General features: G+C 54.5%; 20 protein-coding genes. 13 read left to right on the plus strand and 7 right to left on the minus strand.

Annotation, left to right across the window (positions count from 1 at the left end):
* Nucleotides 1-292 precede the first annotated feature (292 nt).
* The 4 genes from Q31a_RS23350 to Q31a_RS23365 all read left to right on the plus strand — a co-directional run bounded on the left by Q31a_RS23350 (nt 293) and on the right by Q31a_RS23365 (nt 3,034).
* The gene (locus tag Q31a_RS23350) at nt 293-796 is read left to right on the plus strand and encodes a YcxB family protein (protein WP_145083132.1); all 504 of its coding nucleotides are present in this window, start codon (nt 293-295) and stop codon (nt 794-796) included.
* Nucleotides 797-916: 120 nt separating this feature from the next.
* A complete protein-coding gene (locus Q31a_RS23355) occupies nt 917-1,441 on the plus strand; it encodes a DMP19 family protein (protein WP_197355564.1) in 525 nt (174 codons plus the stop codon).
* A gap of 110 nt (nt 1,442-1,551) precedes the next feature.
* Complete coding sequence (locus Q31a_RS23360) at nt 1,552-2,073, plus strand: hypothetical protein (protein WP_145083138.1); 522 nt, start codon at nt 1,552-1,554, stop codon at nt 2,071-2,073.
* 628 nt (nt 2,074-2,701) lie between these two features.
* Entirely contained in the window at nt 2,702-3,034 is a 333-nt protein-coding gene (locus Q31a_RS23365; RefSeq protein WP_145083141.1) for a hypothetical protein, read from the plus strand.
* Nucleotides 3,035-3,343: 309 nt separating this feature from the next.
* Here Q31a_RS23365 and Q31a_RS23370 read toward each other — a convergent pair whose 3' ends face one another.
* Complete coding sequence (locus tag Q31a_RS23370) at nt 3,344-4,243, minus strand: tyrosine-type recombinase/integrase (protein WP_145083144.1); 900 nt, start codon at nt 4,241-4,243, stop codon at nt 3,344-3,346.
* A gap of 662 nt (nt 4,244-4,905) precedes the next feature.
* Here Q31a_RS23370 and Q31a_RS30490 point away from each other — a divergent pair.
* On the plus strand, nt 4,906-5,058 hold the full coding sequence (locus tag Q31a_RS30490; protein ID WP_197355566.1) for a hypothetical protein: 153 nt from the start codon (nt 4,906-4,908) through the stop codon (nt 5,056-5,058).
* Nucleotides 5,059-5,708: 650 nt separating this feature from the next.
* Nucleotides 5,709-5,888 carry a hypothetical protein gene (locus Q31a_RS23375; RefSeq protein ID WP_145083147.1) on the plus strand — a complete coding sequence of 60 codons (180 nt, stop codon included), beginning with the start codon at nt 5,709-5,711 and terminating at the stop codon, nt 5,886-5,888.
* A gap of 517 nt (nt 5,889-6,405) precedes the next feature.
* On the opposite strand, the gene Q31a_RS23380 is transcribed toward Q31a_RS23375, so the two are convergent.
* Together Q31a_RS23380 and Q31a_RS23385 are read right to left on the minus strand one after the other, a co-directional pair.
* Nucleotides 6,406-6,699 carry a hypothetical protein gene (locus Q31a_RS23380; protein WP_145083152.1) on the minus strand — a complete coding sequence of 98 codons (294 nt, stop codon included), beginning with the start codon at nt 6,697-6,699 and terminating at the stop codon, nt 6,406-6,408.
* 72 nt (nt 6,700-6,771) lie between these two features.
* Nucleotides 6,772-7,422, minus strand: coding sequence for a transposase (locus tag Q31a_RS23385; protein WP_145083156.1), 651 nt, complete (start codon nt 7,420-7,422; stop codon nt 6,772-6,774).
* 448 nt (nt 7,423-7,870) lie between these two features.
* Here Q31a_RS23385 and Q31a_RS23390 point away from each other — a divergent pair, with 448 nt between their 5' ends.
* A complete protein-coding gene (locus Q31a_RS23390; protein ID WP_145083159.1) occupies nt 7,871-8,083 on the plus strand; it encodes a hypothetical protein in 213 nt (70 codons plus the stop codon).
* 472 nt (nt 8,084-8,555) lie between these two features.
* Here Q31a_RS23390 and Q31a_RS23395 read toward each other — a convergent pair whose 3' ends face one another.
* Nucleotides 8,556-11,183 carry a DUF1559 family PulG-like putative transporter gene (locus Q31a_RS23395; protein ID WP_145083162.1) on the minus strand — a complete coding sequence of 876 codons (2,628 nt, stop codon included), beginning with the start codon at nt 11,181-11,183 and terminating at the stop codon, nt 8,556-8,558.
* A 12-nt stretch (nt 11,184-11,195) separates the two neighbouring features.
* On the minus strand, nt 11,196-11,600 hold the full coding sequence (locus Q31a_RS23400; RefSeq protein ID WP_145083165.1) for a BlaI/MecI/CopY family transcriptional regulator: 405 nt from the start codon (nt 11,598-11,600) through the stop codon (nt 11,196-11,198).
* A 550-nt stretch (nt 11,601-12,150) separates the two neighbouring features.
* Between Q31a_RS23400 and Q31a_RS23405 the strand changes: the two genes are divergently transcribed.
* Nucleotides 12,151-14,313: an alpha/beta hydrolase gene (locus tag Q31a_RS23405; RefSeq protein WP_231690907.1), complete on the plus strand. Its 2,163-nt coding sequence runs from the start codon at nt 12,151-12,153 to the stop codon at nt 14,311-14,313.
* 354 nt (nt 14,314-14,667) lie between these two features.
* Nucleotides 14,668-15,594, plus strand: coding sequence for a metallophosphoesterase family protein (locus Q31a_RS23410; protein ID WP_145087576.1), 927 nt, complete (start codon nt 14,668-14,670; stop codon nt 15,592-15,594).
* Between the two features lie 588 nt (nt 15,595-16,182).
* Here Q31a_RS23410 and Q31a_RS23415 read toward each other — a convergent pair.
* The gene (locus tag Q31a_RS23415; protein ID WP_145083168.1) at nt 16,183-16,923 is read right to left on the minus strand and encodes a dienelactone hydrolase family protein; all 741 of its coding nucleotides are present in this window, start codon (nt 16,921-16,923) and stop codon (nt 16,183-16,185) included.
* A gap of 327 nt (nt 16,924-17,250) precedes the next feature.
* Here Q31a_RS23415 and Q31a_RS23420 point away from each other — a divergent pair, with 327 nt between their 5' ends.
* Both Q31a_RS23420 and Q31a_RS23425 read left to right on the plus strand, forming a co-directional pair.
* The gene (locus Q31a_RS23420; RefSeq protein WP_145083171.1) at nt 17,251-18,513 is read left to right on the plus strand and encodes a M14-type cytosolic carboxypeptidase; all 1,263 of its coding nucleotides are present in this window, start codon (nt 17,251-17,253) and stop codon (nt 18,511-18,513) included.
* A gap of 156 nt (nt 18,514-18,669) precedes the next feature.
* On the plus strand, nt 18,670-20,391 hold the full coding sequence (locus Q31a_RS23425) for an amidohydrolase (protein WP_145083174.1): 1,722 nt from the start codon (nt 18,670-18,672) through the stop codon (nt 20,389-20,391).
* 242 nt (nt 20,392-20,633) lie between these two features.
* Here the strand turns inward: Q31a_RS23425 and Q31a_RS23430 are convergent, their stop codons facing one another.
* A complete protein-coding gene (locus Q31a_RS23430) occupies nt 20,634-21,923 on the minus strand; it encodes a 3-keto-disaccharide hydrolase (protein WP_145083177.1) in 1,290 nt (429 codons plus the stop codon).
* 509 nt (nt 21,924-22,432) lie between these two features.
* On the opposite strand from Q31a_RS23430, the gene Q31a_RS23435 reads away from it, so the two are divergent.
* Together Q31a_RS23435 and Q31a_RS23440 are read left to right on the plus strand one after the other, a co-directional pair.
* Nucleotides 22,433-23,767 carry an Nramp family divalent metal transporter gene (locus Q31a_RS23435; RefSeq protein ID WP_145083180.1) on the plus strand — a complete coding sequence of 445 codons (1,335 nt, stop codon included), beginning with the start codon at nt 22,433-22,435 and terminating at the stop codon, nt 23,765-23,767.
* 1 nt (nt 23,768) lies between these two features.
* The gene (locus Q31a_RS23440) at nt 23,769-24,587 is read left to right on the plus strand and encodes a GNAT family N-acetyltransferase (protein ID WP_145083183.1); all 819 of its coding nucleotides are present in this window, start codon (nt 23,769-23,771) and stop codon (nt 24,585-24,587) included.
* Nucleotides 24,588-24,756 lie beyond the last annotated feature (169 nt).

Here is a 24,756-nt window from a genome sequence, read left to right on the forward strand (position 1 = left end):
ATCGACAGCGCCATGGCACTACATTACTACACGGTCAACTCCCTGTCCGCTTGTCGTGATTGCTGACCACGGGATGATGAATCCCTACAATGCTGGGTCCGGTGCGACAGAATGGATTGTTTGGGCTGGGCGACCGATTGGCGTACTTTGGCGACCCTCTTGGTGGGTGCGTTGCTAAGGACCTGGCAGAACCAAGCGTTGCAACGAAGCCGCCGAGCTCGTCCGACTTACTAACACATCAACCCCGGCGGCTCGCTGAACGCGGTCGTTCGTCGATTCATGGACTCTTCACGTGGACGCCATCGAAGCACAATTCACGATTACGCGAAACGAGTATGTTCGTGCGATGCGAAGGCACCACAGGACACGGATTCAACCCGTACGTGACGTCATTGGCGGTGTGTTGGCCGCGCTCGCGGGTGCTTACGTGCTTTCGTCGTCCGAATCAAAACTATTGGGATACATACTGATCGTTCTCGGCGTTATTCTGCTTTCTATGATTGCCTACATCAAATTCATCATTCCAGCCAAAATCTATCAGGCTGCTAAACGAAAACTCTCGTCTGAATATTGGATACAGTTTCGCGGCGATGGAATGCGATTTCGCTATTCAGATGTCGATTCGTCACTAAAATGGTCTGTTTTCTCTTCTTGGCTTCGCGACAACGAATTCTACATCCTATACCATGATGGAATTGGCTGTTCCGTGATTCCGCGGCGGGCGTTGCATGACGGCGAAGACGAGCGATTGTCGGAACTGCTTACATCGGTGCTGGGGCCGTCCGTGAATAAATAATCGACGAACCATCGCATGCACGCGAGCGGCGGTGGCCAGCGGAGTTTTGAAATCAATGTCATCTCCCGCCACCCCGTGATGCGTACCGTTCTGCCTGGTTGCTCTTTGCGATCGAACACAATGGAAGACGAACCTCGAATTTTCAAGCTAAGCCGATTTCGTCAAAATGACGAACCTTTTTACCGAGTGTGGCTTGGCGAGAATGAAACTTGGTCGTTTGAGAATGCGTGGTCGGATGACGGTTACGATCCCACGAAGTGCGAGCTACCGCGGGACGTCCAATTATTGTGTGCAATGAACTGCGGCAAATCGGACATCGACAACAGCGGCCTCTATGGATTATTGGACGGCTACAGTGGAATCTTTGCACCCGAGATGGTCGAGTGGTGTAAACGAAGTGGACTAGATGACGTATCAAACATTCTTGAGCAGGCGATTGCATACTTTGGTCCCAACTTCCCGCGTGATGTTGGAAGGCGTCATGAGATCTTGGATGCTATTCCTGCGATAGGCGAGCGATCCGATTGGGACCCTTTCTACAGACTGGATAATGAATTTTTTCGGGTCCTATCGAACAATGGAAATCGCTACACAGACGCCGCCAATCATTGGCTTCGCGTCGTATGCGGTGTAGGCGATCACTGAGTCGACACCGGCAGAACCAAGCGGTGAACGGGAGTTCGCGAGCCCGTCTTGCCTGCTAACAAACCTAACGCGCGAACCCCGTTACCGCCGCCGTTCGCCGTGCTGAGTACATGCGATTCCGACTATCAACGTTGCTTCTGACGACAGCCTGCATTGCTTTGGCAATCGGATGGTACGTGGATCGGTACACACATCGCATTCCATCCTACGAGGAGCGTTTGGCTGATCACGCTCGATTGGCCGCAACACTCGCCGACGTTCATCGCTTGCACCAATTCAGTGATTTTCCCCAGGCTTACACAAAGCGTGTTCCAGACTTGCTCTTCAGCATCTATCTTGACCTCTACCGAAGCCGGAATCTCTTCGCACGTACTTACGGACCGATTGGAAACGCGAGGCATATAGACGACGCCACTTTGCGATGGCTTGGGAACGAAACGTTGCGGCGAATTGACATTACGACATTGGACGAGTTTGAAACCGAATTAGCAGCGTCTGGTCTGGGCACAGCAAAATACTACGACCTTTACGCGCCCGACGGTTCGTTAAAACCTGAACTCGAAGCCTTCGTGACCGAGTGTCTGGCAACGACGAGCGATCCGGCGATACCAAGCAAAGTCGGCGAACCATGACATGCACGGGAGGACGGCTTGCGGCGTTTGCTAGAATGGATGCTCAACTTTCCGTCCCCCGTGATGTCCACCGTTCGCCGACTGAGTCATCTGCGAGCCACAAACGCGTCGTTAGGTCAAAAGCAACGTTACCTGAATGCTTCAGAACCCCTACGAGACACCCCGCACTGAACGTGACAATCGAGCGGTCGACGCAAGTCAACAAAAGAGCCCTTTCGCCGGATGCGCTGCTGCGTTTTTCCTGATAGCGGGGTCGATCGGCACATTACTCGGGTCAGCATGGATTCGTACGTTCGGCTTCACGGACTATCGCGCGCACCTCGCTCACATTGGACTGCCGCTTGGTATACTGACGTTGGTGTTTTCAATCGTGTTTATTGCCTTTGGAATTGCCATCATCCGAAAAGGTTTCCGGCAATCGAGTGGATCGTGATTTTGGATGCATACTGCCGCACACCGATGGCAAATCTCTTTTCAGCTGAATGATGGACGTGCGAAAACGCGGCGAACCATGCGACGAACCGAAGTCGCGGAGTCGTCGTTTTTGACAATGGAAAATCAATCGCCGCGACTCGGTTATCGCGGCCGTTATCGGACAGAACGAACTTACACGAGTTGACGGTTGCCGATGAGTGAGGTTGCGTTTACGAAAGACCGTTTCGCCGAGACTATGGCAACGCTATCGGCTGGTGGAGTCAAGTTGACTGCGATTGACTCTGAGCCCGTGCAACGACGGAACACAACTTGGCAGCGATACGAAGCGTCACGTGATGCTGCAATTGCAATGCTTGTGCTGCATACTCGATGGGAGTTGCCTGATCACATCGTATTCATTTTGTCGCGTGACATGCGGCGCATTTGTCGCCCTTCGACATGGTCCGTTGACACGAAGCTCGTAAAGGAACTCGATCGGCGACTGCTGGATGCAGACGGCTGGTATCTCGGAGACGGGAAAGGCTGACTTGTGACGCGAATTACCAGACTGCCGATAACCAAGCGGGGGAAGAAAAGGTGTCAGGACTCTTTACTTGTGATTTCGGTGGTGGACCTCTGCTGAATGCGTACTCCTCTGTAGTGGAAGTTTAAATGGAGCCTCCGAAACCGCCTCAGCATCGCAACAATGAGTCCTGACACCTTTTCTTCCCCAGTTCTCCGGTTTTGAACCTATTCACCTTCCACTGCTTCGCGCTCAATTCGATTCAGCAATCGCGTTAGCAGGGAAACAATAAGCGGCGAGCCCTGGTTTGCTTGGATCTCTTCATTGATCGCGTTACGCACATTCTCTAGGTCGACTGTTTGTGGCGGTTTCGGCGTCATCATTTAATAAGCTCGGCGGCAAGGGTGGCATGTGAATGGCATCCGGCTGAACGTAGTGGTCGCGAGCTATCCGAGTGCCACTGATATGGCCCAGGGACTGCGCAGCGGCTTCTAAGCCGCCACGCCTGGCGACCTCCGTTCCGTGTGCTTTTCTCAGTGTACCAAGCCCCTGTCCTCGACGTCGCTTGAATCCGATCGTCTCGGCAATTTCAAAGAGTCTCAGCTCCCAGCGACGCGCTGTACTCTTGGGAAGCCCGAAAAGCTTCTCGCGTCCGTGAGATCCCAACCGTTGGACGGCGGCCAGGGCAGGGGGTGACAGACGGAACGAATGAGGCCGCCCCGTCTTGTGTTGAACAATCGTGATCGTCTCTCCGACTTGGGCGGGCTCAAGCCGAAGGATGTCACCCGGCCGGATTCCAGCCTCGTAGCCAATCCAAATCCAAGCGGTCAAGAGTTCCGAAGCTGGCACGCCGATCGCGAGCGAGCCCGGCACGAGCTCGGCCGCACACAGCAGCAGCCGCACATCGTCGACCGACCAAGCGACCGGCGCCCGCTTACGTAATTTGATTTTACGGAGCCGGTTTGGGTTGTAATGTCGATGAAGACCGCATCCGGCGGCCCAATTCCAAACGGCAGTAATGCCGGCTTTACGAAGCCGCACCGTTTCTGGCGATTTGGTTTGCTCCAAGCTCAGGAGCCAACGATTGACCACCATTTCTTCCAAGTCGGCGAGAGTCGCCGGAGCTCCCAGGAATTCGCCGAAGCATCGCGCGGCTTTCCTGTACTGATTTTGAGTGTCGCGACAGATAGACCGCTCGGCGATCAACGTTTCTAGGCATTGCAAAAGGTTCAAGAAGTTAGCCTCCAGGAGTGAAGACATCCATGCTTATCAAAGCTAGAAAAATCTAGCACGCCAATTCGAAAAGGGGGCAAATTCTTCCCAAATTTTGGGCGCGCTAGATTTAGGTTCTAGTACCGCAAGGTGTGCAGGTTCGATTCCTGTCAGCCCTACTTAGTGATGAAAATGCAAGATAAACTTGCCTCAAAGGGGCTTGCCGTACCATTCGGCGAGCCCTTTTTTCGTGGCCTGATGCAACTCACTGCAAAGCGGACGACTACAGATTGCCGGAGTTTTTTTCGCGGCAACTAGAAGGCGAAGAAAAGGTAGCGAGACTGATTCTTGCGAAGCTCAAGGGTTTCGGGGGCGTCCACTTCAACTTCCACTACAGAGCAGCAAGCACTTGGCGTGCTCCCCCGCGAATTGCCGTTCTTTAACAATCGCGTGCGCATCTCGATTGGCGGTCGGTACAATGCCCAATCATTGGATAGGCTGCAGGCGCCAACTGTGGCCCTCTCCTCTTAAAATCGTTTGGTTGTATTTGCTTGTTTACTGTTGACGGATAAGGACACTCCATGCGTGCTTTAATACTTTGTTCGCTTATTACTGTTCTTGCATCAACAACTGGGTGCAATCCTAGTATTTCGCCTGGCCCAGATGTTAAGCATGCGACTGAGGTGACCTTCGATCAGCTGAAGTCGGTAGTCGAAGGAACCCCACTGTTCTACTGGACTGGCAGCGACGACAAGTACCACTATTTCAAGATGGACGACGGGTTTTATCGTTTGTCAACAGATTTTAAGATGCCTAACTTCGAAGGAATGATGTGAGAAAATTGGAGCCTGGCTCCTTCCTAATAGATGTAGAAGTCGTGGATGGCGAAAGAATTTTATCTTACAGTCGCTTTGGTAAGAAATAGCGCACCGTTCACGAAAAAACCACATCAATTACGACGCAACACACTGTTCGTTTCACATTTGGTGTCAATATCTACCATGCAATGAGGCGCCGGGGACTAACAGAGCCAACCGCTCCCCAGGGAAGACCATAAGCCGTCCGGAGTATCAGTTGGCGCTCAAAAGGGACCAGTGATTGGCAGTTGAAAATCCACCACCTACATGGAGGTGGAAGGGTCTGGTCTGATGATCTGCATATGACTTCAAAGGCACGATCAAGGGTCAGTCATGTCCAATCGCTTGCGGATGGATAAAGCACAGTCAATACAGCACTTACATGATTTGGGCTGGTCGCAACGAAGGATCGCAGCGTCCCCCAACGTCGATCGAAAGTCGGTTAGAAGGCAGCTGAAAGGGGCAGTTTCAAAAGGGACCGCGCGCCAACGGAGCATGCGCCAACGGCTCTTAGGGGTGCGTCCGATAATTCAAAAAGGCCCAGCGCGCCAACGGGTCAGCCTCTGCCCGAATCCACCAGCCCTGAGCTGGAAACACTCTCAGTTCCACCTTCGTCGCGTGGCGTCTGTGTGGCCTACCACCAAGTGATCGTGGCAGTGCTTGAGCAGCGACTATCCGCGAAACGCATCTACCAAGACCTCGATACTGACCACGGTTTCGAGGGAAGCTACTGGAGCGTCAATCGCTATGCCAAGCGACTGCACAAGCTTCGTTCGCTCATTTCTATCCATCGATCGATCCTCATTTAGGTAACATTTCCAATGAGGCAACGATAGCCGTTCGGTAACCAAAACCGTGAGTCAATGCGGCCGGCAGTTTTAGTTGTCGCTTTACAAACTCAATAGATATTGGTTCAGTTCTCCGGTTTTCAGCCTTTTCATCTTCCTTTGTATCGCGCTCAATTCGATTTACCAATCAGGTTGGCAGGGAACCAATAAACGGTGAGCCGTGATTCGCAGCGGGCTCTTCATCGATCGCTTTACGCACATTCTCTAGGGCGACTGTTTGCAGCGGTTTCGGCGTCATCATTTAGTAAGCTCAGCGGCAAGGGTCGCATGTGAATAATATCCGGCTGAACGTAGTGATCGTGGGCTATCCGAGTGCGACTGATTTGGCCCAGGGACTGCGCGGCGGCTTCTAAGCCGCCGCGTCTAGCGACCGCCGGTCCATGTGCTTTCCGACGGTGTTAAAACCAAGCTCTCGAGTGGTCTTTACTTGGGCGTCGATCCACCTTCTGGCAGCAGCACCGTTTGTATTGAAGTGCCCCTACGAAGCGACCATATTGCTACCGTACTTCTTCAGCGTCGCCGCTTTGTTGTACGGTGCTAGCCACAATTGTGGCTCGATGTGATTCACGCCAATGCTGACAAACTTCTCGCCATCTGCGTTGATGAACCACCACTCGCCGTCGAGCTGTTTGAGATGAATGAACCCCGTCGCGTCATTGGCTCGCGCTGAGCTCGCAAGAAGAACCAGAACGAGAATTAAAGTCGTGGATCGCTCCGCGATCCAACGCTTCGTCAATCGCCGCTTGGCCGTGTCCGGAGTGTATACAACCATAGTGTCTTCCAAAATGGTTGATGCATCAAAGTGTAGATCATGAACGTTGGATCGGCGGAGCGATCCACGACACTAATCGACCCGTTGGTAGTAGTGAAACTCTCCCGGCTGTAGCTTTGCCTTCTGCGGATTGTCGGCAATGTACTTACGCAAGTATTCGTATTGTTCGGGACTTCGTACGAGATGGTCGAAGGGTTCCTGTTGCCAGAAGTGCCCGGAATTTCCAATCACCTGGTTAATTGCTCGGGCCGTGTAGTGCAACCACGAGCCGAACTGCTTCTCCATAGCCTGTTCAGTGCCGAATGCTGCGAGCAAGTGAACGTGGTTGGGCATGACCACAAAGTCGCCCATTCGGTACCGATCTCTATCAAAGTGAACTAGGCTGTCGGCAACAATTCTTGATAACCTTGGCTGCTTCAAGACACAGGCACCGTGGCACGAATCGAGATAATCTTCTCGCGAACGATTAAATTGCCGGTCAAAGTCGGCTCGCATTTTTCCGTCGAGGTAGCCGAGTACGTCTTTCCAAAACTTTCCGTTTCGCAATGCCCGTTGATCGAGCCATTCGTTCTTCTCACGTTCCCAGCGTTGCAGGACCTCTCGCGGGATAGAGTCTTTCGTCCGAAAAGTCACGAACACGATCGCTCCCGCCTGCGACCAGTGGGGCCGAAGCCGATGGTTGATGAAAAGCTCCGACTTTGGATCGAAAATCTCACCAAACATTTCCCATCCTTCCCCAAATGCAGAACATGATTGTCGTGGATCGCTCCGCCGATCCAACGTCGACTTAATAATAACGCAGGATCGCGGAGCGATCCACGACAATGAACTCGCCTGATTCACGGGTGCACTAGAATGACATATCTGCGAACACAGCCGTCTTCTACCAACAGGTTCAATGCGGACCTGTGATTACACCGATAACACAAGGCATCATCGCAATTCATTGAATGCCTCCGAGTTGCCCATTCATCCCCTCAGCTGAAGGACCTATTGACCGGTCTTCGAATCGTGTCTTACTATGCTCACGGGGTCTAGCCCCCCGCATTCGTCCTGAATTCCCCTGCTCAAGGAAACGCATCGATTGTCTATTTTCTCGCGTGTTGACGTTCTGCGATACCCTTTATGGAACCGCTATACTCTACCACGCGTTTCATGACACACTTGCAAAATGAGCAATACACTTCTTCCGCACCAGGATGGATCGGCCCTCACAATTGGAATCTCAGACCGAATTTGCGACCAACGTCGACGCATCTGTGAAATGCTAGCAATCCATTTAACTGATGCACAGCGATGTTTTGTGTGGAATCTGATCCTCGTAAAGTACTGGGGCGTCATCGACGAACCCTCCGTGCGGATCGCAGCGTTTCCAACACTCTAAACGAGCAAAGAATTGCGTGGGGGCCTGACAGAATTCACGACTCGCATCCCCGTCACTCTCCAACAGCAACACATTCGCGAGTGTGTACTCCCGATGCCTAGGGAATTGTGGCAGTGCCCCAGTGGTTTCCATTTGTTCGAAGATCGCACGAGCCCCTAGAGACGTTTTAGAGCGATGGCAAACCGCGTGATGTTGAACCAGAACGAAGTTTCGACCAAGAACTGCCGTGAAGACCGCCAGCAGTCGTGATGCTTGCCCTGTGAACAACGGCCGGAAAGTCCAGCGAGCGGGGAGAAGGGGCGAGCTGGGGAAGAACGCCGATACGTGAGGAAAGCCGGCCAAGCCACGTTGGGGTGGAAAAGTTAAGAGCCTACGCCAACATGAAACTCCTTGTCGGATATGCCGCTGAAAGGACGCATGTGAGCCACTCCACTGAGTGGCCCCTTGCGAAGTTGCTGGTTGCTCTCGCTATTTATTGCCCAAGATTACCCTTCTCGCCACCATCACGGGTGATAAGTCCTTGCCATACGCGAACGTCAATCTTCTCTGAGAGGAAATGGACGGATCCATCTCCGATCCCAACTAGGATTCCAGGCTCCGCCTCGCGAACGGTTCCTAGCGAAGGAGTTTGAGCGTCCGCAATTAAGTCAACTGGCTGGGTCCAGGGCACGAGCCGCTGTGTTTCCACAATCACCACGGTATTGGACAGACCGTCGATAAAGTCGCGGAATCCGGGTGCTTTGCCATCTTTCGTGAGCGTAAGACCGCCACCTTCCGACACAACAGCTTGATACGGCGTAACTTGCGTATCCGTCGCACCAGCAACAGCGAAGACCTGGGGCATCTGCAACATGACTCTTTGATTTGCCGGACTATCCCACGGCTCATCTTTGCGGTACTGTTCATAGAGTTTGGCATGCTCCAGGAATGGCAGCAGTTCGACGCGCCAACTGCGTTCTTCACCCGAATCTCGGTCGATGACGATGGCCGGTGGAAGATGTCGATAGGCATCGTGGTAGTTATGCAGCGCCAGCATTATCTGCTTCAAATTGTTCATCGATTGTGCTCGCAAGGCCGCGGTACGCGCCGAGGCGATGGCTGGCATCGCAAATGCAATCATCGGATAAACGGATTCGGAAAGCGTGGCTTCGAGATTTACCTGTTGGCCATCTTCCTGGATCCTAAGATTATCCAGGAATTGACTACCTGCCGTAGCAGCCGCTGATGCCATTACCAGCTGGGCCGTATCGTTCCGGCCTTGTTCATGCAGTGCCGCGGGCAAGCTTTCGAGATAGTTACGTGCGAGCCACTTAAGTGCGGTGAGCGTTTCGGTCACCCTCTTGGCATCCGACGCATCCATTTGCATTTTCAGCTGCAGATCGTCTCCCAGTTCGATGCCAGCGGCCACTGTGCGGACATTCTTCCACAGCGGAGCGAGTGCCATCGTCGGGCCGCCTTGATCCCGAGCGGCAAGCGTTTGCAACCAAGTAGTGTTGCTCGCGATCCGGATACTGCAATTCGCGTTCTGCTCGAGAAGCGCTGCCCATTTGGCTTCCCCACTGCCAAGTCCCAGCAACTGAAGGACTTCGGCATTGTCGTAAACAGCCAGTGTTCTTGAATCGAGCAAGCGAGTTTGTGGATTGGTTTTATTGCTCGCAAAGTCACTCTTGGAACGGACGATCAGGAGCGGGCTACGATTGTGCCGATTGGGCTGTAAGGTGGGCAGCGCCAGCAAGACTTGCTCGACTTCGCTGACCACTACGGTCTGACCTGGCAATTTGAATTCGCTCGGCAGATCCGCTTGCTTCTGGATAGCCTGAACTCCAGGGGAACTCATTACGCCCTGTACGTCGATCAGCACAACCGCTTCGCAAAGCCCTTCTGGTAAGTAACTAACCAGCGGATTGCTGTCTGGCTGAGGCGAGACAGACGCGCCGCCAGCCGGTGGCAACGGTTCTTGAGCAACCACCAAGTGTGGCCGCAAGCCCGTCGACAGAATAGCGATGCCCACAAGTGTGAGTATGGCGACGGTGGAATAACAGCGATTGAGCCACTGCCTACTTTGGGGGAGAGATCGTAACATTTCAAGCCTCCGAACAAACATGCGCCGGGGAGGTAAAAACGCCTGGCACGGCCCCGGAGTCCGTACTTTCGGTTGTCTTAGTGCAAGCCCCGCAAGGAGCTCTACGTATCGTTGTTGTCCGCCGACGACCTGAGCCGCTAGCGAATCCGCTGCAAGCTCCTGATCAAGCCGTAAACGTTGAAGAACAACGTGAGCGAGTGGATGGTAGAAGTTAAACGCCACGGCCAACTGCCCGATGGCGGTCGACAAAAAATCCCGACGTTTCACGTGAGCCAGTTCGTGGGCCAATATGGCGTGACGTTCGTCGACAGTCCATGCTCGCCAATTGGATGGTAAGAGCAGGAGCGGTTGCAGCCAGCCGATGACTGCGGCCGATCCAAGCGTCTCGGTTTCCCCGATGGGAATGTTGCCAGAGATTCCGAGTCTCCGATTGCAGCTGGCTAGGTCCTGGTGCAATGCTGTGTCAGTAATCGGCTTGGCTGAATTGCGAAGACCACGAATCTGCCAATAGCCTGCAATCAGTCGTATCAAGCCAAATGCGATGCAGAGGAGAAGCGATAGTAGGACAAGTTGCGGCAACGAAGTGCTTTCTTTCTCCTGTTGGACCTGTACCGCCGAGTCGTTAACATCGTGCGGTTCGATCGGGCGTTCCATGAACACTGCGGACGTACTGACGAGCAATTTCTGCCATGCCGTGAGCGAGTTGGGCGCATTTTCCCGAGCCAAAATCTCGGCCTGTTCGGCATCCGCCGGTAGTGCCGCCGTTGGCTGGGCGGAGCCGGGCAAGAGTTGCCCCCAACTCCACCCGTGCACCTGCGTCAGGGCGGCTACTGGCATGCAAGCCATGAGCAGCAAGCCAAGCAATGAAATGTAGACTCGCGATGCAGGGTTGATTCTTCTGGCAACGATGACGAGCAGGTAGGCCGTGATGGCTATTAACGAAGCCTGTGCCAGTGCCCACCAGACGCGACTGTCCGACTGAATGAACGCAATGATTGATTCGATGACATTGTTCATGTGGTTGCCCCTTTACCGCTTTGGATTTGATTTGGCGGATTTCTGAACTAGAGCTTCCAGGCGTTTGCGTTCGCTGGCCGTTAATTCCTGGTCCTCCATCAGGCGCTGAAGCAGCGCTTCGGAAGACCCGCCAAACACGCGTTGCACCAGATCCTTCAGCAGTCTTCCGGAAACTTCTTCGTGTGTTCGCGTGGGACTGAATTCATGCGGACGCCGATCTGTCGTCTGTTCCAGAAAACCTTTGTCCACCAGAATGCGGACTAGCGTCGCGACAGTCGTGTAGGCCAATTCACGTTCTTCGTCGTTGAGTTTTTGTTGGACCTCAGCAATTGTGAGCGTGGTCTCACGCTGCTGCCAAAACACCTGCATGATCTCCAGCTCACGTTCGGTCAGCTCAGTTGATTTCGGTCGAGCCATAGCGTTTTCACCCTAAATTTGGTTTCTTAGTTTTCACTCTCTTTGGTTTTTTAGTAGATCGCAGGCTGAGTTGCAAGTGTTATTTCTAAAAAACCAAAGTAATGCCTCAATTTTAGGCCATTGAAGAGCCAAAGTGGTATCGAAATGCGCTGCATACTAGCCGCAGCAAGGCGGCGCATTGACCAGGATCTCCTGGTGGCCCGTGCAGGTAGAATGGGCCCCCGGCCCGTTGCCACCACAACGCTACCACCAAGAGCCACGCCTGCCATCGAACGCTGCATCACCAACGCGCCACACGACCTCCGCGCACCTCGCACTCTTGTGCGAAAACAGCCTAGCCCCAGTGAGAGCGCCCCTAGCACTTGCATCCACAGGGAGACCGCGGAACGACAGTGTCAGCCTATATCAAACGGGAATCCTCGGACGTCTACCGGCAGCCTCGATAAATCGTTCCAGTGTGACATGCTTGGAGTAGGTACACACTTGAGACACATGAATCTGCTAGATTAATGCTGCATTTCATCCAAGCTACCGACCAAGAGGTTCCACTTTGTTCAACACCATTTTTTTGCTTCTACTACAGACTATTGTCGCGCCTCAGGCAGCTGAGGATTTGACCGTACTCGGCGGTGGGAACTCCAACGCCCCACGCTGGATTGACTGGAGCGATCCTGGGCTGATGCTGGTACATCACTTGAATGAATTAACGCGAGCCTGCCTCGCGTCACGCGAAGATGCAATTGAAAAATTGGACAGTGCCGAAGCTTGGGAAAAGCGTCAGGCGGACGTTCGGCAAACTCTCGATCAGATTCTTGGCCCCTGGCCAGCTCGCTCGCCGCTCAATCCACGCGTCACCGGTATCCTCCATAGGGACGGCTATCGCGTGGAAAAGATTATCTTCGAATCGATGCCCAATTTTCATGTGACGGGAGCTCTCTTCATTCCCGAGGGGCACACCGGTCGTGGGCCAGCCATCCTGAATGTTATCGGGCATTCTGCCCAGGCATTTCGGCGAGATATTTATCAGAACGTGATGCTGAATCTAGTCCATAAGGGGTTCGTGGTGTTCACCATCGACCCGCTTGGACAAGGGGAGCGGTTGCAGTACTTCGATCCTCAGAATGGCAAGTCGACCGTCGGTTCGTCAACTCAGGAGCATTCGCACGCCGGGGTTCAATGTTTTCTGACCGGACGGTCCATTGCCCGCTACTTCACTTGGGACGGAATTCGCGCGATCGATTACTTGTTAACTCGTCCAGAGGTCGATCCCAAACGCATCGGCGTGACTGGCCTATCTGGAGGTGGGACGCAAAGCAGCTACGTCGGTGCCATCGATCAGCGCGTCCTCGCAGCAGCCCCCACTGGATTCATCACCAGCACAAGTCGATTGTTGGGTTCCATTGGACCGCAGGATGCGGAGCAGCACTTTTATCACGGTCCGCTGCTGGGCATCGATCATGCGGATTTACTGGAAGTGCGAGCGCCAAACCCCACACTTCAAGTGACCACGACACGAGATTTCTTCAGTATCCAGGGCGCGCGTGAAACGGCTGCTGAAGTGCGACAGGTGTTTGACATCCTCGGCCATTCCGATCATTTTGACCAAATTGAGGACGATTACGAACACGGTTTTACGAAGAAGAACAACGAAGCCACCTACGCCTTCTTTCAAAAGTTTTTGGACCTGCCGGGCAGCGCCCAGGAAACCGAGTATCCCTATTTGACAGAACAGGAATTAGCCGTCACCGAGACCGGACAGGTTTCGACCTCCCTGCAGAGTGAAACCGTTTTTAGCATCAATCGCCAAGAGGCAGAGCCGCTGCTAAACAAGCTGGCAGATGACCGCCAGGCACTATCCCAGCATCTGCCTCGGGCTCTGCGCGCCGCGAAACAGTTGTCCGGCTACCGCAGCCCCAAGCCGACAGCGGCGCCCGTATTTCGGGGGCAGTATCAGCGAGATGGTTACCGTGTGGAAAAATGGGGACTGCCCGGCGAGGGAAAAACAATCATTCCCATGCTGGTGTTCGCCCCGGATACTTCCTCCGAGCAAGGGACCACCTGGCCAGCCGTTATCTATGCACACGGCCAGGGGAAGGCTAACGACGCGGCTGTGGGCGGCATGATCGAGACGATTGTGCGCAGCGGTTATATCGTCGTTGCGCCGGACCTACTCGGATACGGCGAAACGACGTATCAATTCAAGCAGGGACACGCTCCAGTACAACCGTTTTTCAATGCCATGATGTCCGGCCGCAGCGTGGCGGGCATTAACGCGGGAGATGCGGTCCGCGTGCTACGATTTTTGCAGGAACGAAACGATGTGAAGCCTGACGAGATTGGAGTCGTCGCCTGCGGGGATGTCGCTCCTGCGCTGCTGCATGCGGCAGCATTTGAGCAACAGATTCAATGGCTGGTACTCGTTGACTCCTTATTGGATTACCAAAGCATTGTCATGCAACCACTCTACGACGTGAACGCCAATTCGCTGGTGGCAGGGGCGTTATCGGCTTACGATCTGCCCGATTTACTGGCAAGCATCGCACCGCGGCGTGTTGCTCTGTTGCACCCCAGAACAGCGTTGGGAACCGCCGCCACCAGGGAGCAGATCACGACATCGCTAGGATTTGTCGAGCAGTACGCAAAGGACCAATTGCGAGTCGAAACACAGGAGTTTGACCTCGGACAACTCATCCAGTGGTGCGTTCAGCCCTAGGGCAGCATTCCATCCACCGTGGGAAAGGATCTTGGGCGAGATTTCCGGAAGGCATGCCCAATTTTCTCGGTTGAACCTCCAGAGGTCGAATGCTGAAGTCGGACGGTTCGATCGAGCGTTTGTTTGCAGGTGCGACTGTTTTCCCAAGCGCACTTGCATTCGCCTTCGTGAGTAAAACTTCCGCTGCATAGCCCCAGCGCGAAGGCGTTCCAGTTTGCGACTATAATCAAGAGCATCGAGCGAGCAATTTTGCGGACTGCAAATCGATGTCCGGCGGTGCCCGCCCATTTCCTACCTGCGACTGGCTAACGAGCCGATCGCAACAATTGCCTACCCAATTCGGAGAGTTTCTCAATGCCCATCCATCGCAATCCCACCTCACGCCGTGACTTCGTGAAGGTCACTGCCGCACTCGGCGGCGTGGCGACAATTTTAGCTTCCACTCCGGCAGCATTCGCCGCAGCGAGTCAGCCCACTCGCATCGCCTTGCTTTCGGACACCCACATTCCAAGCTCGCCAGACACCGCAGCACGCGGTGTAAATATGACCGACAATCTACGGCGCACGATTGCCGACATTTGTAAACTGAAAGCTCCGCCGTCGCATTTGATCATCAATGGCGATTGCGCATACCTAAAGGGTTTGCCGGACGACTACGCAAATTTTGCCGCTTGCTTGGCACCACTGGATGAAACGCAGATTGCCCTACATGTAACGATGGGCAACCACGATGATCGCCAGTCGTTGTATGGCGCGCTGTCGAACCAACGGCCGGCCGACAATCCCGCAGTACTGTCCAAGCACATCAGTGTCATCGAAACACCTCACGCCAACTTTTTCCTGCTCGATTCACTGTTCCGCGTCAACGTGGTGACAGGCGAACTGGGCGCCGAGCAAATCCGCTGGCTTGCACACGAGCTTGACACGCGCCAAGACAAACCCGCGGTCGTCATGACCCACCACAATCCCCAATTTACCGCACCGACAGATGGCAAACAGTGGACAGGCATTTCCGACACGCAGGAACTGTTCCAAGTGCTTGACGCACGTAAACACGTACGCGCGTTCTTGTATGGTCACTCGCACAACTGGACGTACAGCAGCCGCGGCCATTTTCAATTGATTAATCTGCCACCGGTGGCTTATGTCTTCAGCCCCGACCGCCCCAACGGCTGGGTAAGTGCGGAACTCACCGAGGATGCGATGTCGCTTGAACTGCACACCTTCGACTCCCAGCATCCGCAATCCGGCGAGCGACTGGAAGTACCGTTGAAGGCTTAAAGAGCGTCGGGACAACAAGCGTCGCCAGCTCGCTCCGCCGATCGGCATTTTCCCAAACGAACCGGCGAAGCGGTTCGGCGACAATCCGCGAATGACTGCTCCGACGGTCCTAAGCAAGCAACCAGTTGATGGCAGCCGAGTTGCATGCGCCGCGTCAAACCCAACGTTGACATTGAGGATCGCGAGCGTTGCCGGGTAGCCAAGGGCGTCTAACGCCCCAATCGAGCAAGGGCACGAAGACACGTGCGAGCACCCGCGCGCTGGTATACGCTGCATATCGAGCAAAGGAACAGAGCGAAAAATGGATGCGACCGGAACGGCTACTTGCAGAGCCCTGCAGTCGCCGGACCTGGTAGGGTTTCGTGTTCCATGGCCCCACATACAGCGATCGGACGGGAAGAGCCCAACGATGTCCTACTTTGGATTCGTGAGACTCTTGGATTGAACTTGTGACTCGCTGTGTGGCAAATTCGGAGTCGTTGATGATCTCCGGATGGATGTCATGCTGCGAGTTTGAGGATGGGAAGACTGCCGCTATCCCCATGCCGGAAATTTCCCCAGCGCCGCGTGACGTTCCCGCCAGTTGGGCTAGCGCAAAAGGCGTGAAAAGAGTTCTTCGATCATCGCGTAAACAATTTTCGCGATGGCAGGGTCATACCGGTGCCCTTCATCGCGCATAAACGCGTGCTGTCCGTTGAACTCATGCCATGCAAAATTCCGATTCGCGGAGACCAGTGCTTGATAAATCATTTGACGGCCCTCCAACGGAATATGAGGGTCTTGTCTTCCCCAAACGAATAGCAACTCTCCTTGGATCTCACTGATTCGAGCGAGTGAGTCATCGTTCAGGCCGGCCCCGAGACTGTGCTGATGAATGTCGGTCGCATACAAACACGCTGTCGCAACGATCCGAGGGTCGAGTGCGGCGCGGTAAGCAAGATGGCCGCCAAGACAGATCCCCAAAGTGCCAAGGCGTCCGTTGCATTGTGCGTCTTGGCACAAAAAGTCGATCACCGCCGCTGCATCCTCATCGTAGCTCGCAAGTTGCTTGGTGGTTTTCAAATTGTTGCCACGCTGCGTCCCCTCGGTGTCGTAATTTAGCGAAGTCCCGGCCGGCTCAAACTCGTGATAGACCTCTGGAACCGCTACAAGGTAGCCCCACCCCGCAAGTAGAGCGGCAGTCCGCGCGATCGGGCCGGTCATTTGGTAGATTTCAGAATAAAGCACCACTGCGGGTACCAGTCGATCGCTGCTGGGGCGGAACAGATGTGTGCGCATCGGGCCAAACGACGTGTTAAGATCAACGTATTCCGGTGGTCGAATCAACATCTTCAGTGCGCTTTCAAAACAAGAGTTGGCGAGCGAGTAGGTAAGTGTTCGCCTACTTTAACGTTTCTTGATCGCGAATGCAGATACAGTGTTTGTTGAAAGGGCACAGGGTAGGGTAGGGTAGGGCAGGGCAGGGCAAGTCCAGCGATTTGCCCATCGCTGCGTGACTCGCCGAGCAAAATGCAATCGCCGGTCGTCTGAGGTCATGACGATTCGGTTATCCTGTGGGAAATCGTCTGCACCCGCCGCCAAGTTATCTCCATGCGATGATTGACCACCCGTAAGCCATTGTGCCGACGGCTGTTACCTTTCGAACCGAGGATTCCCATGATTTTTCGAGTGCTTGTTGCTCTACTGACAATCGCTTGTCTCTCGTATGCAGCTGGCAGATGCAATGCCCAAGAACCGCTGGCAATTGGCGCCGATTTCGAGGGAGCTTCCGTTCGTAACGTTGAAATTGACCAGCAAGCGCGAAGTGTTAGTTTCATGCCGGGAGGGGATCCCGAACGTGGTTGGCCCTGTTGGTGGTATTTCCGCATTGACGGGGTCGGACTCGATGAAGAAATCACGTTGCGGTTGCGTGGATCGAGCGCCGCGGTCGAGAACCAAAAACCCTTAGCCGCATCATGGGCAATGCCGTCCCAAGCGACCTATTCAACTGACGGCGAATCATGGTTGCACACGTCCCAAGGGATGCGGCAGGGCAAATGGATGGTCTACAAAGTCAAACCGAATGCGTCGTCACTATACGTCGCTTGGGGACCGCCCTACACACCACAAACCGCACAGAAAATGGTACGAGAAATCGGCAACCGTTCCGCTCATGCAACCGCCACCGAACTCTGTCGTTCACGCGCTGGTCGCGCGGTCCCCATGCTTCATGTACGTGAAGGCCTGCGAGAGTCCAAAGAGCGCTTCGGTGTCTGGGTCCAAGCTCGCCAACATGCATGGGAGAGCGGTTCGAGCTGGGTGGCACATGGATTTGCAGAATGGATCATTAGCGACGATCCACCGGCAGCCTGGCTAAGGCAGCATGCCGACATTTTTGTCATTCCCATCATGGACGTGGACAACACAGCAACCGGCAACGGAGGCAAAAATGCACTTCCGCATGACCACAATCGCGACTGGTCACCAGAGCCTCATTGGAACGAGACCATGGCGGCACAGCGAATGGTCACGGACTTGATTGCTGAGGATCGGATGGATGTCTTTTTAGACCTGCACAATCCAGCTCCCGGCGACCCCAGCTTCTTCTATATCCTTCCACGAGAGCTCATCGACGAACCCATGATTGGTCTGCGCGATCGCTTCATTGATTTAGCCTATGCAAATATCAGTCAGATCAAACCTATGATCCCCATGAGCCGTAACCCCAAGGTGACCGGCGCCAGCTACCATCCACTCTGGCGACAGATTAGCGCCAATTGGGTCAGCATGAATGGAAACGCGGATACCGTGAGCTTGTGCTTGGAAACAATTTGGAACTCGCCCAATAGCACCGCAACAGGGTACAGGGCGGTCGGTGCGAGCCTCGCCGCCACGGTACACGAGTATCTTTTCGAACGCACGGAGCAGCAACGGCGGTAGACGATGCGGGCTGAGACCACCGATCCTTACCAGCGTCGATTCCAATTACAGCCCAGTAAACTTGAGCCCCTTTACTCTGCTTTAGTGATCAACGGATTTAGTAATCAACCGACTCAATATTTCCAACGCCCCCACCGCGATGCAGAGAGCCCCAGCATGAGACTTGCCGCTACGACCTTGTTACTCCTCATTTCCACCGGCGTGTTTGCTCAAGAGGCTGACCTTGTGCTGCGAGGTGGCAAGATCGTAACCGTTGATGCCGATTTCAATATCGTCGAAGCAATGGCCATTCATAATGGGCGTATTTTGGCTACCGGGACGGCTGCGGAAATTGAACCCAAGATCGGTCCTAAAACACGCATTGTCGAGCTAAAAGGTCGGATGGTATTGCCAGGATTGATTGACTCGCATGTCCATCCAAGCAGTGCCAGCACGTATGAAGCCGATCATGAAATCCCGCAGATGGATTCGATTGCCGATGTCTTGGAGTATGTGCGGGGGCGGGCCAAAGTGGTCCCCAAGGGGGAATGGATACATTTATCACAGGTCTTCATCACGCGACTCCGCGAACAACGCTATCCAACCCGAGCGGAGCTGGATTCGGCAGCCCCCAAGCATCCCGTCTCGTTCCGCACGGGTCCGGACGGGAGTACGAATTCGCTGGGGCTAAAGGAAAACAATATCGACAAATCCTTCGCGGCTATGCATCCCGACAATGTCATGGTTGATCCGGGCACGGGCGAGCCGAGCGGCCTTTTGCGCCAAGCGTCGGAGGTCTTTAAATCAAGGCCCGATCCGTCCAGCAATAAGCTGACGGAGTCTGACCGAGACGATCGCCTTGTAACGCTGCTTGACGACTATAACCGCTGGGGCATCACCGGCATCATTGATCGCAATTGCAGCGATTCCGCGCGGTCGCAATATGCCCGGCTGCTGGCGTCGGATCGATTGCAAATCCGCGTACGGCTTTCACGCAGTTTGAGTCCGCGCGGAGACCTCACTGAAATTGAAGAGAGACTGGATGCAATTGCCTCCGATCCCTATTTTACGGAGCCGGATCCGAGGCTGGGAGTGATTGGCGTAAAAGTGTTTGAAGACGGCGGCATGTTGACCGGCAGTGCCTACTTTAAAGAACCTTGGGGCATCAGCACGATCTATGGCATCGAAGACTCTCGGTACCGCGGTATGCAATTCATCGATGAGCAGCGAATCGAAGCCCTGGTAACCGCCTGTGTCAAACGCAATCTAGCCTTCACGGCGCATTGCCAAGGCGACGCGGCAGTCGAAACACTGGTAAGTGCATACGAGAAAGTGAACCAGAAATTTCCAGCCGGCCTGGCGCGGTCAACACTGACTCATTCCAGCTTCATGAGCGAGAAGTCGATTGAGGCGGCAGCCAAGCTTGGGATTGGAGTTGACCTACAACCTGCCTGGCTGTACTTGGACGCTCGGACTTTGGTCGCGCAGTTTGGCGAACAACGTCTAACACACTTTATTCCGCTACGCAGTCTGTTCGATGCCGGTGTGAAGGCCGGTGGTGGTAGTGACCACATGCAAAAGATCGGCTCGCTCCGCAGCGTCAATCCTTACAATCCGTTTCTCGGCATGTGGATTGCCGCCACGCGGACGGCTCGGTGGTACGCTCAGCCTCTCCACCTTGAACAAGCGCTGACTCGCGAGCAAATGATCCGCTTTTATACGATCAACAATGCTTGGCTGATGCGAGCCGAACAGGAGATCGGCTCGCTCGAACCGGGCAAGCGTGCCGACTTCATCGTCATCGAGCAGGACTTGTTGGCGTGCAGCGATGACCAGATCCGTGAAACACAAGTGCAATCCACATGGTTGGACGGCAAGCAGATTTTTGAGGCTCGCTAGAGTCCCCGTGCCGCAATGGCGCATTCCGCAACGAACGAAATGAGGCCCGATAGTGGGCGATGGTTCAGGTGGCCAGAGGTGCCCCAACCAAGCGGCAGATTTTTGCTGGATGACGAAGATTCCGTCGCTTCTCTTGCGCCCAAAGTGTGCCACGTCTGTCTGCGATGTTCATGGCGACGGGGCCTCGCTGGGCAACCGATTCCATAATCGGTTGCCCGTAACTAGCTAAAACTCTCCGCGACTCACTTGCGCTCGATGAGTTTCATCATGTCGTCGGTGATGGGCATGACTTCGAAGTCTTTGAAGAACATTTCGCAGTCGGTGCCACCATGCATTTGCAAGCCCAGCTTGCCCGTCTTCTCGCAGGCTTCATCGACCAGATCCGATGTGCAGAATCCGTTAAGCGTCTGAACTAGGCGGTCGCCGTATGCAGCGGTACTCGTTGTATTCCACTGGTCGTCCTTATTACGAACCTTCTCGATGAACTCGTCGTTGGTAGCGACCCATCCGCGGCCTGGAATTGTTTTGCCATCAACGATGCCAGCGGTATGCCACAGGGCAGAGTCCTTGCCGTTGTTGGCAATTTCATTTTGGAAGCCGCGCAAGACCCACGGGGCGCTCGTTTCCTCGGCGCGGAAATACAAGGCGCTGTTGCCGCCGTGCATCCGATACGTCACCCGCGCGATGAAGTTGTCGTAATTCTTGTTGGAGATGACTAGTCCATCTTTACCTTGGCTCTTGGAGTGGACACCGTGCAACACGCCCTCCTCGGTGAAAGACCATTCTTCTGGAAGCACGAACTTGGCATCCACCAACTGGTACTTCCCATCGTCAGCTTTGGCGAAAAAGGGTTCCCACTTGCTCTCCCCCAGATCTTTGACGCGGATATTCTTCCACGCGACGGATCCGGATTTCCCGGCATGAATCTGCAGTCCGAAAAAGCCCTTCATCGAGAAACTGTCGAACATATCGACAACCAGCTTGCCATTCAGCCAAGTCTTGATCGACGGTCCCACGCACTGAATCTCCACGTCATTCCACTGACCTTCATTGCAGCTTGCTTGAGCGGCGTCGAGGCGATCCTGTGGAGTGTAAGCGTCGAGCCAAATGATGCCAAATTTGTGGCCGCGACGCCCCTCATCATAGATGCGACCGGTCATGTCGCCGCCGGGGCGAATTTCGTACTGATAACCGTAGACCCGCTCGCCATCGCCTTCGGGACGAGCAGCGGAGCGGAATTGGACCCCCGAGTTCCCGCCTTCTAGAAATTTGTATTGCAACTTCAGAACGAAATTTCCAAACTCCTGTTCGGGACACAAGAAAGTATTGCCCGGCGTATTCGGAATGCATTTTCCGACGATCGCTCCGTCCTCAACCGCGTACTCGGCTGAGCCGCCGCGTTTGGTCCAGCCGTCCAGGTCAACGCCATTGAACAAGCTCGTATAACCATCCTCAGCCTCCGCCGCCAAGGCGGTCAGCCCGCAGGGCACCAACAGCCCGATGAATAGGGCCGCTACAAAAAAACTTCTCATCGCTGTCTCTCCTAGAAGTGGTATTCGTGGATGGGGATGCTGCTTCTTCGTTCCGCAAATGTACGGCGCGCCGGCAAGAGCGAACTAGCGTCGGTTGCCAATTTCTCCCCAAGTACCTAGATATCATTGATGCCGGTAAAAGGCGAAAAGCCGAGGCCGCGTTTGCGTTCAGTTCTCGTTGACCATGCCCCAGCTCATTGGTCGCCCCCATTTTAACAGCCACAGTCTAGCTGCGGCTAGCCGCGAGGCCAATGGACTTGATTGACTTAGGCATTTGTCCCAGCCACCTTCTTAAGCTGGCCCTGCTGCATCCGACAATAGCCTTACCTCCGCTGGCTCACGTCGCCCGATCACGCGGCCATCACCGACGGCGATCTACGAATCAGAACCGATAGTTTGTGTGCTGAAGCCAGGAAATTGCTTGTGGGCACATGCTATGTTCAGTATTCTAACAGTGCTCAAATCGACATGCGCGACCAAGACTTTCCCCATTGAACGAATGCATCGGAATGCCCGACGAAGCTAGTACTAACGTTGAGCAAACGGTTGCTTGGTATCGCCGCATCGGTCCTGGACTGATCACAGCGTGCGTGGTGATTGGCCCTGGCAGCATCCTGGTCAGTTCCACCATTGGTGCCAACAAGGGTTACACGATGCTATGGGTCGTCGTGGTCTCCGTCATCTTCATGCTTGTCTACATGACGATGTCAGCCAAACTGGGGGCGGTCTCAAGCGTTTCACCGGGCGACGTGGTTCGCCGTAAAGCGGGCCGACCGCTGGCAATCCTGCTGGGTTGCATCGTGTTCATCATTGCTGCGGCGTTTCAGTCTGGCAACAACATTGGTGTGGCCGCCGCCTTTGAAGCCTTCATCGATTCCAAGCCAATAGTTGCTGCGTTGGTCGTGGTGTTCAATGCGATTGCAATTATGTTTTTGTTCCTGTTCAAAAACCTATACCGAATGATGGAACGGTTGATGATGTTTTTCGTCGCCATGATGCTGGTCAGCTTTGCGGTCAACCTATTCACGCTCAAGCCCGATCCGGTGGCGATGGCAAAGGGCCTGATCCCCACCACGAGCACGATCGACATCGAATTGCTCGGGTTGATTGGAACGACGTTCGTGATCTCCGGTGCGTTCTATCAGGCATATCTCGTCCAACAGAAGGGCTGGGATGCGAAGCAGGTACGGAGCGGCATTATCGATGCACGCGTGGGGGCCGTCATTATGGCGCTGATCACAATCATCCTCATGTCGACCGCCGCAGCGGGTCTTTACACCGGTTCGCCTGTCACGTTGGCTGATCCTGTCGCTGTCGCCGAGGCGCTTGAGCCTACATTTGGCAAGAGTGGAAAAATCATTTTCTGTGTCGGCATCTTCTGTGCTGCCTATTCATCGTTTTTGATCAACTCGATGACGGGCGGCTTCATCGTCTCCGACGGCTTCGGCTTGGGCAGCGGTGCGCGAGACCGTTGGCCACGCATCATGACGACACTGGGGCTGCTGACGGGTATGGTCGTGGCTCTGGCGGCCCTGGTACTGAACTTCGATCGAACTCCCACGATCATCGCAGCCCAAGCGGTCACGGTGGTAGGAGCCCCGTTGGTAGCGGGCGTTTTGCTGTGGCTGGCCAGCAGCAAAGACGTCATGGGCGAACACGTTAACGGTCCGGTGACAAAGGTGTTTGCCGGAATTGGACTGATTGTCTTACTGGCGATGGCCGCCAACACCGCATTCGTGACGCTTCCTGCAAAGATTCAACAGTATCGAGAATCGGCGCCGGATACCATTTCACCCAGCGAAGCAATACCTGCCGTCGCCACCGCAGCAGCCTGGGAAATCTAGCGTGTCAAGAATCAGAACGCTGACTCACGACGATCTCCCGTCCGCCCTTGCGATGTGTCGCGAGGCGGGATGGAACCAACAACCAGCCGACTGGTCGCGGCTGATTGCACACGAGCCCGGGGGCTGTTTTATTGCTGAAATTCAGGAGCAAATTGTTGGTACCGTCACCACGACTCGATACGGAACCGATTTGGCGTGGATCGGCATGATGTTGGTCGATGAACGATTTCGCAGGCGTGGTATCGCTACCGAATTAATGGAAGCCAGCCTAAGTTATCTGCGTGAGGCTGGCGTCAATTGCATTAAACTTGATGCAACGCCAGCGGGGCAACCCGTTTACGAGCGGCTTGGCTTTCAACCGGAAGGTTTATTCCATCGTTGGTCCCGTGACAGCGAAGCGTCGCCGAACTGGAGTTTATCGCGACCGTCCCAGCAACTTCAGAAATCTCATTGGCAGCTTGATCAAGCGGCATTTGCAACAGACCGCATCGAGTGGTTGAACCGACTCGCCGAAGGTTCTCACGTCGTGACGTGCAAACGCAGTTTTGGAATGGCACGCCCGGGGTTTCTGGCCAACTATGTCGGTCCAGTCGTAGCAGAGAACGAAGACGAAGCGCAGCTGATCATTGATGATCTGCTGGGCCCAATCTCGGGACACACGTTTTGGGACATTCCACCAGGCAACCTCGCTGCATCCACTCTGGCTTGTTCACGTGGCTTTCAACCGGTCCGCAACCTAACCCGCATGCGAATCGGATCGATGCCTGTTCCGCCAACCATGCCGCTCCAGTTCGCGATCTCCGATCCCGGTACCGGATAGCCGCCAACCCCATCAACCATCGTTCCTCCCGATCGCGTCGACGCATGTTTCAGACCGATTCGATACGATAAATTCAATCACGCGAACGGGCTTGCGATCTTGACCGGCCTATCCAACGACCTTCCGACCGGCTTATGGTACGCTGCCCATAACGGTCGAGGCGAAGCTC

It is taken from the genome of Aureliella helgolandensis, from assembly GCF_007752135.1.
Classification (GTDB): domain Bacteria; phylum Planctomycetota; class Planctomycetia; order Pirellulales; family Pirellulaceae; genus Aureliella; species Aureliella helgolandensis.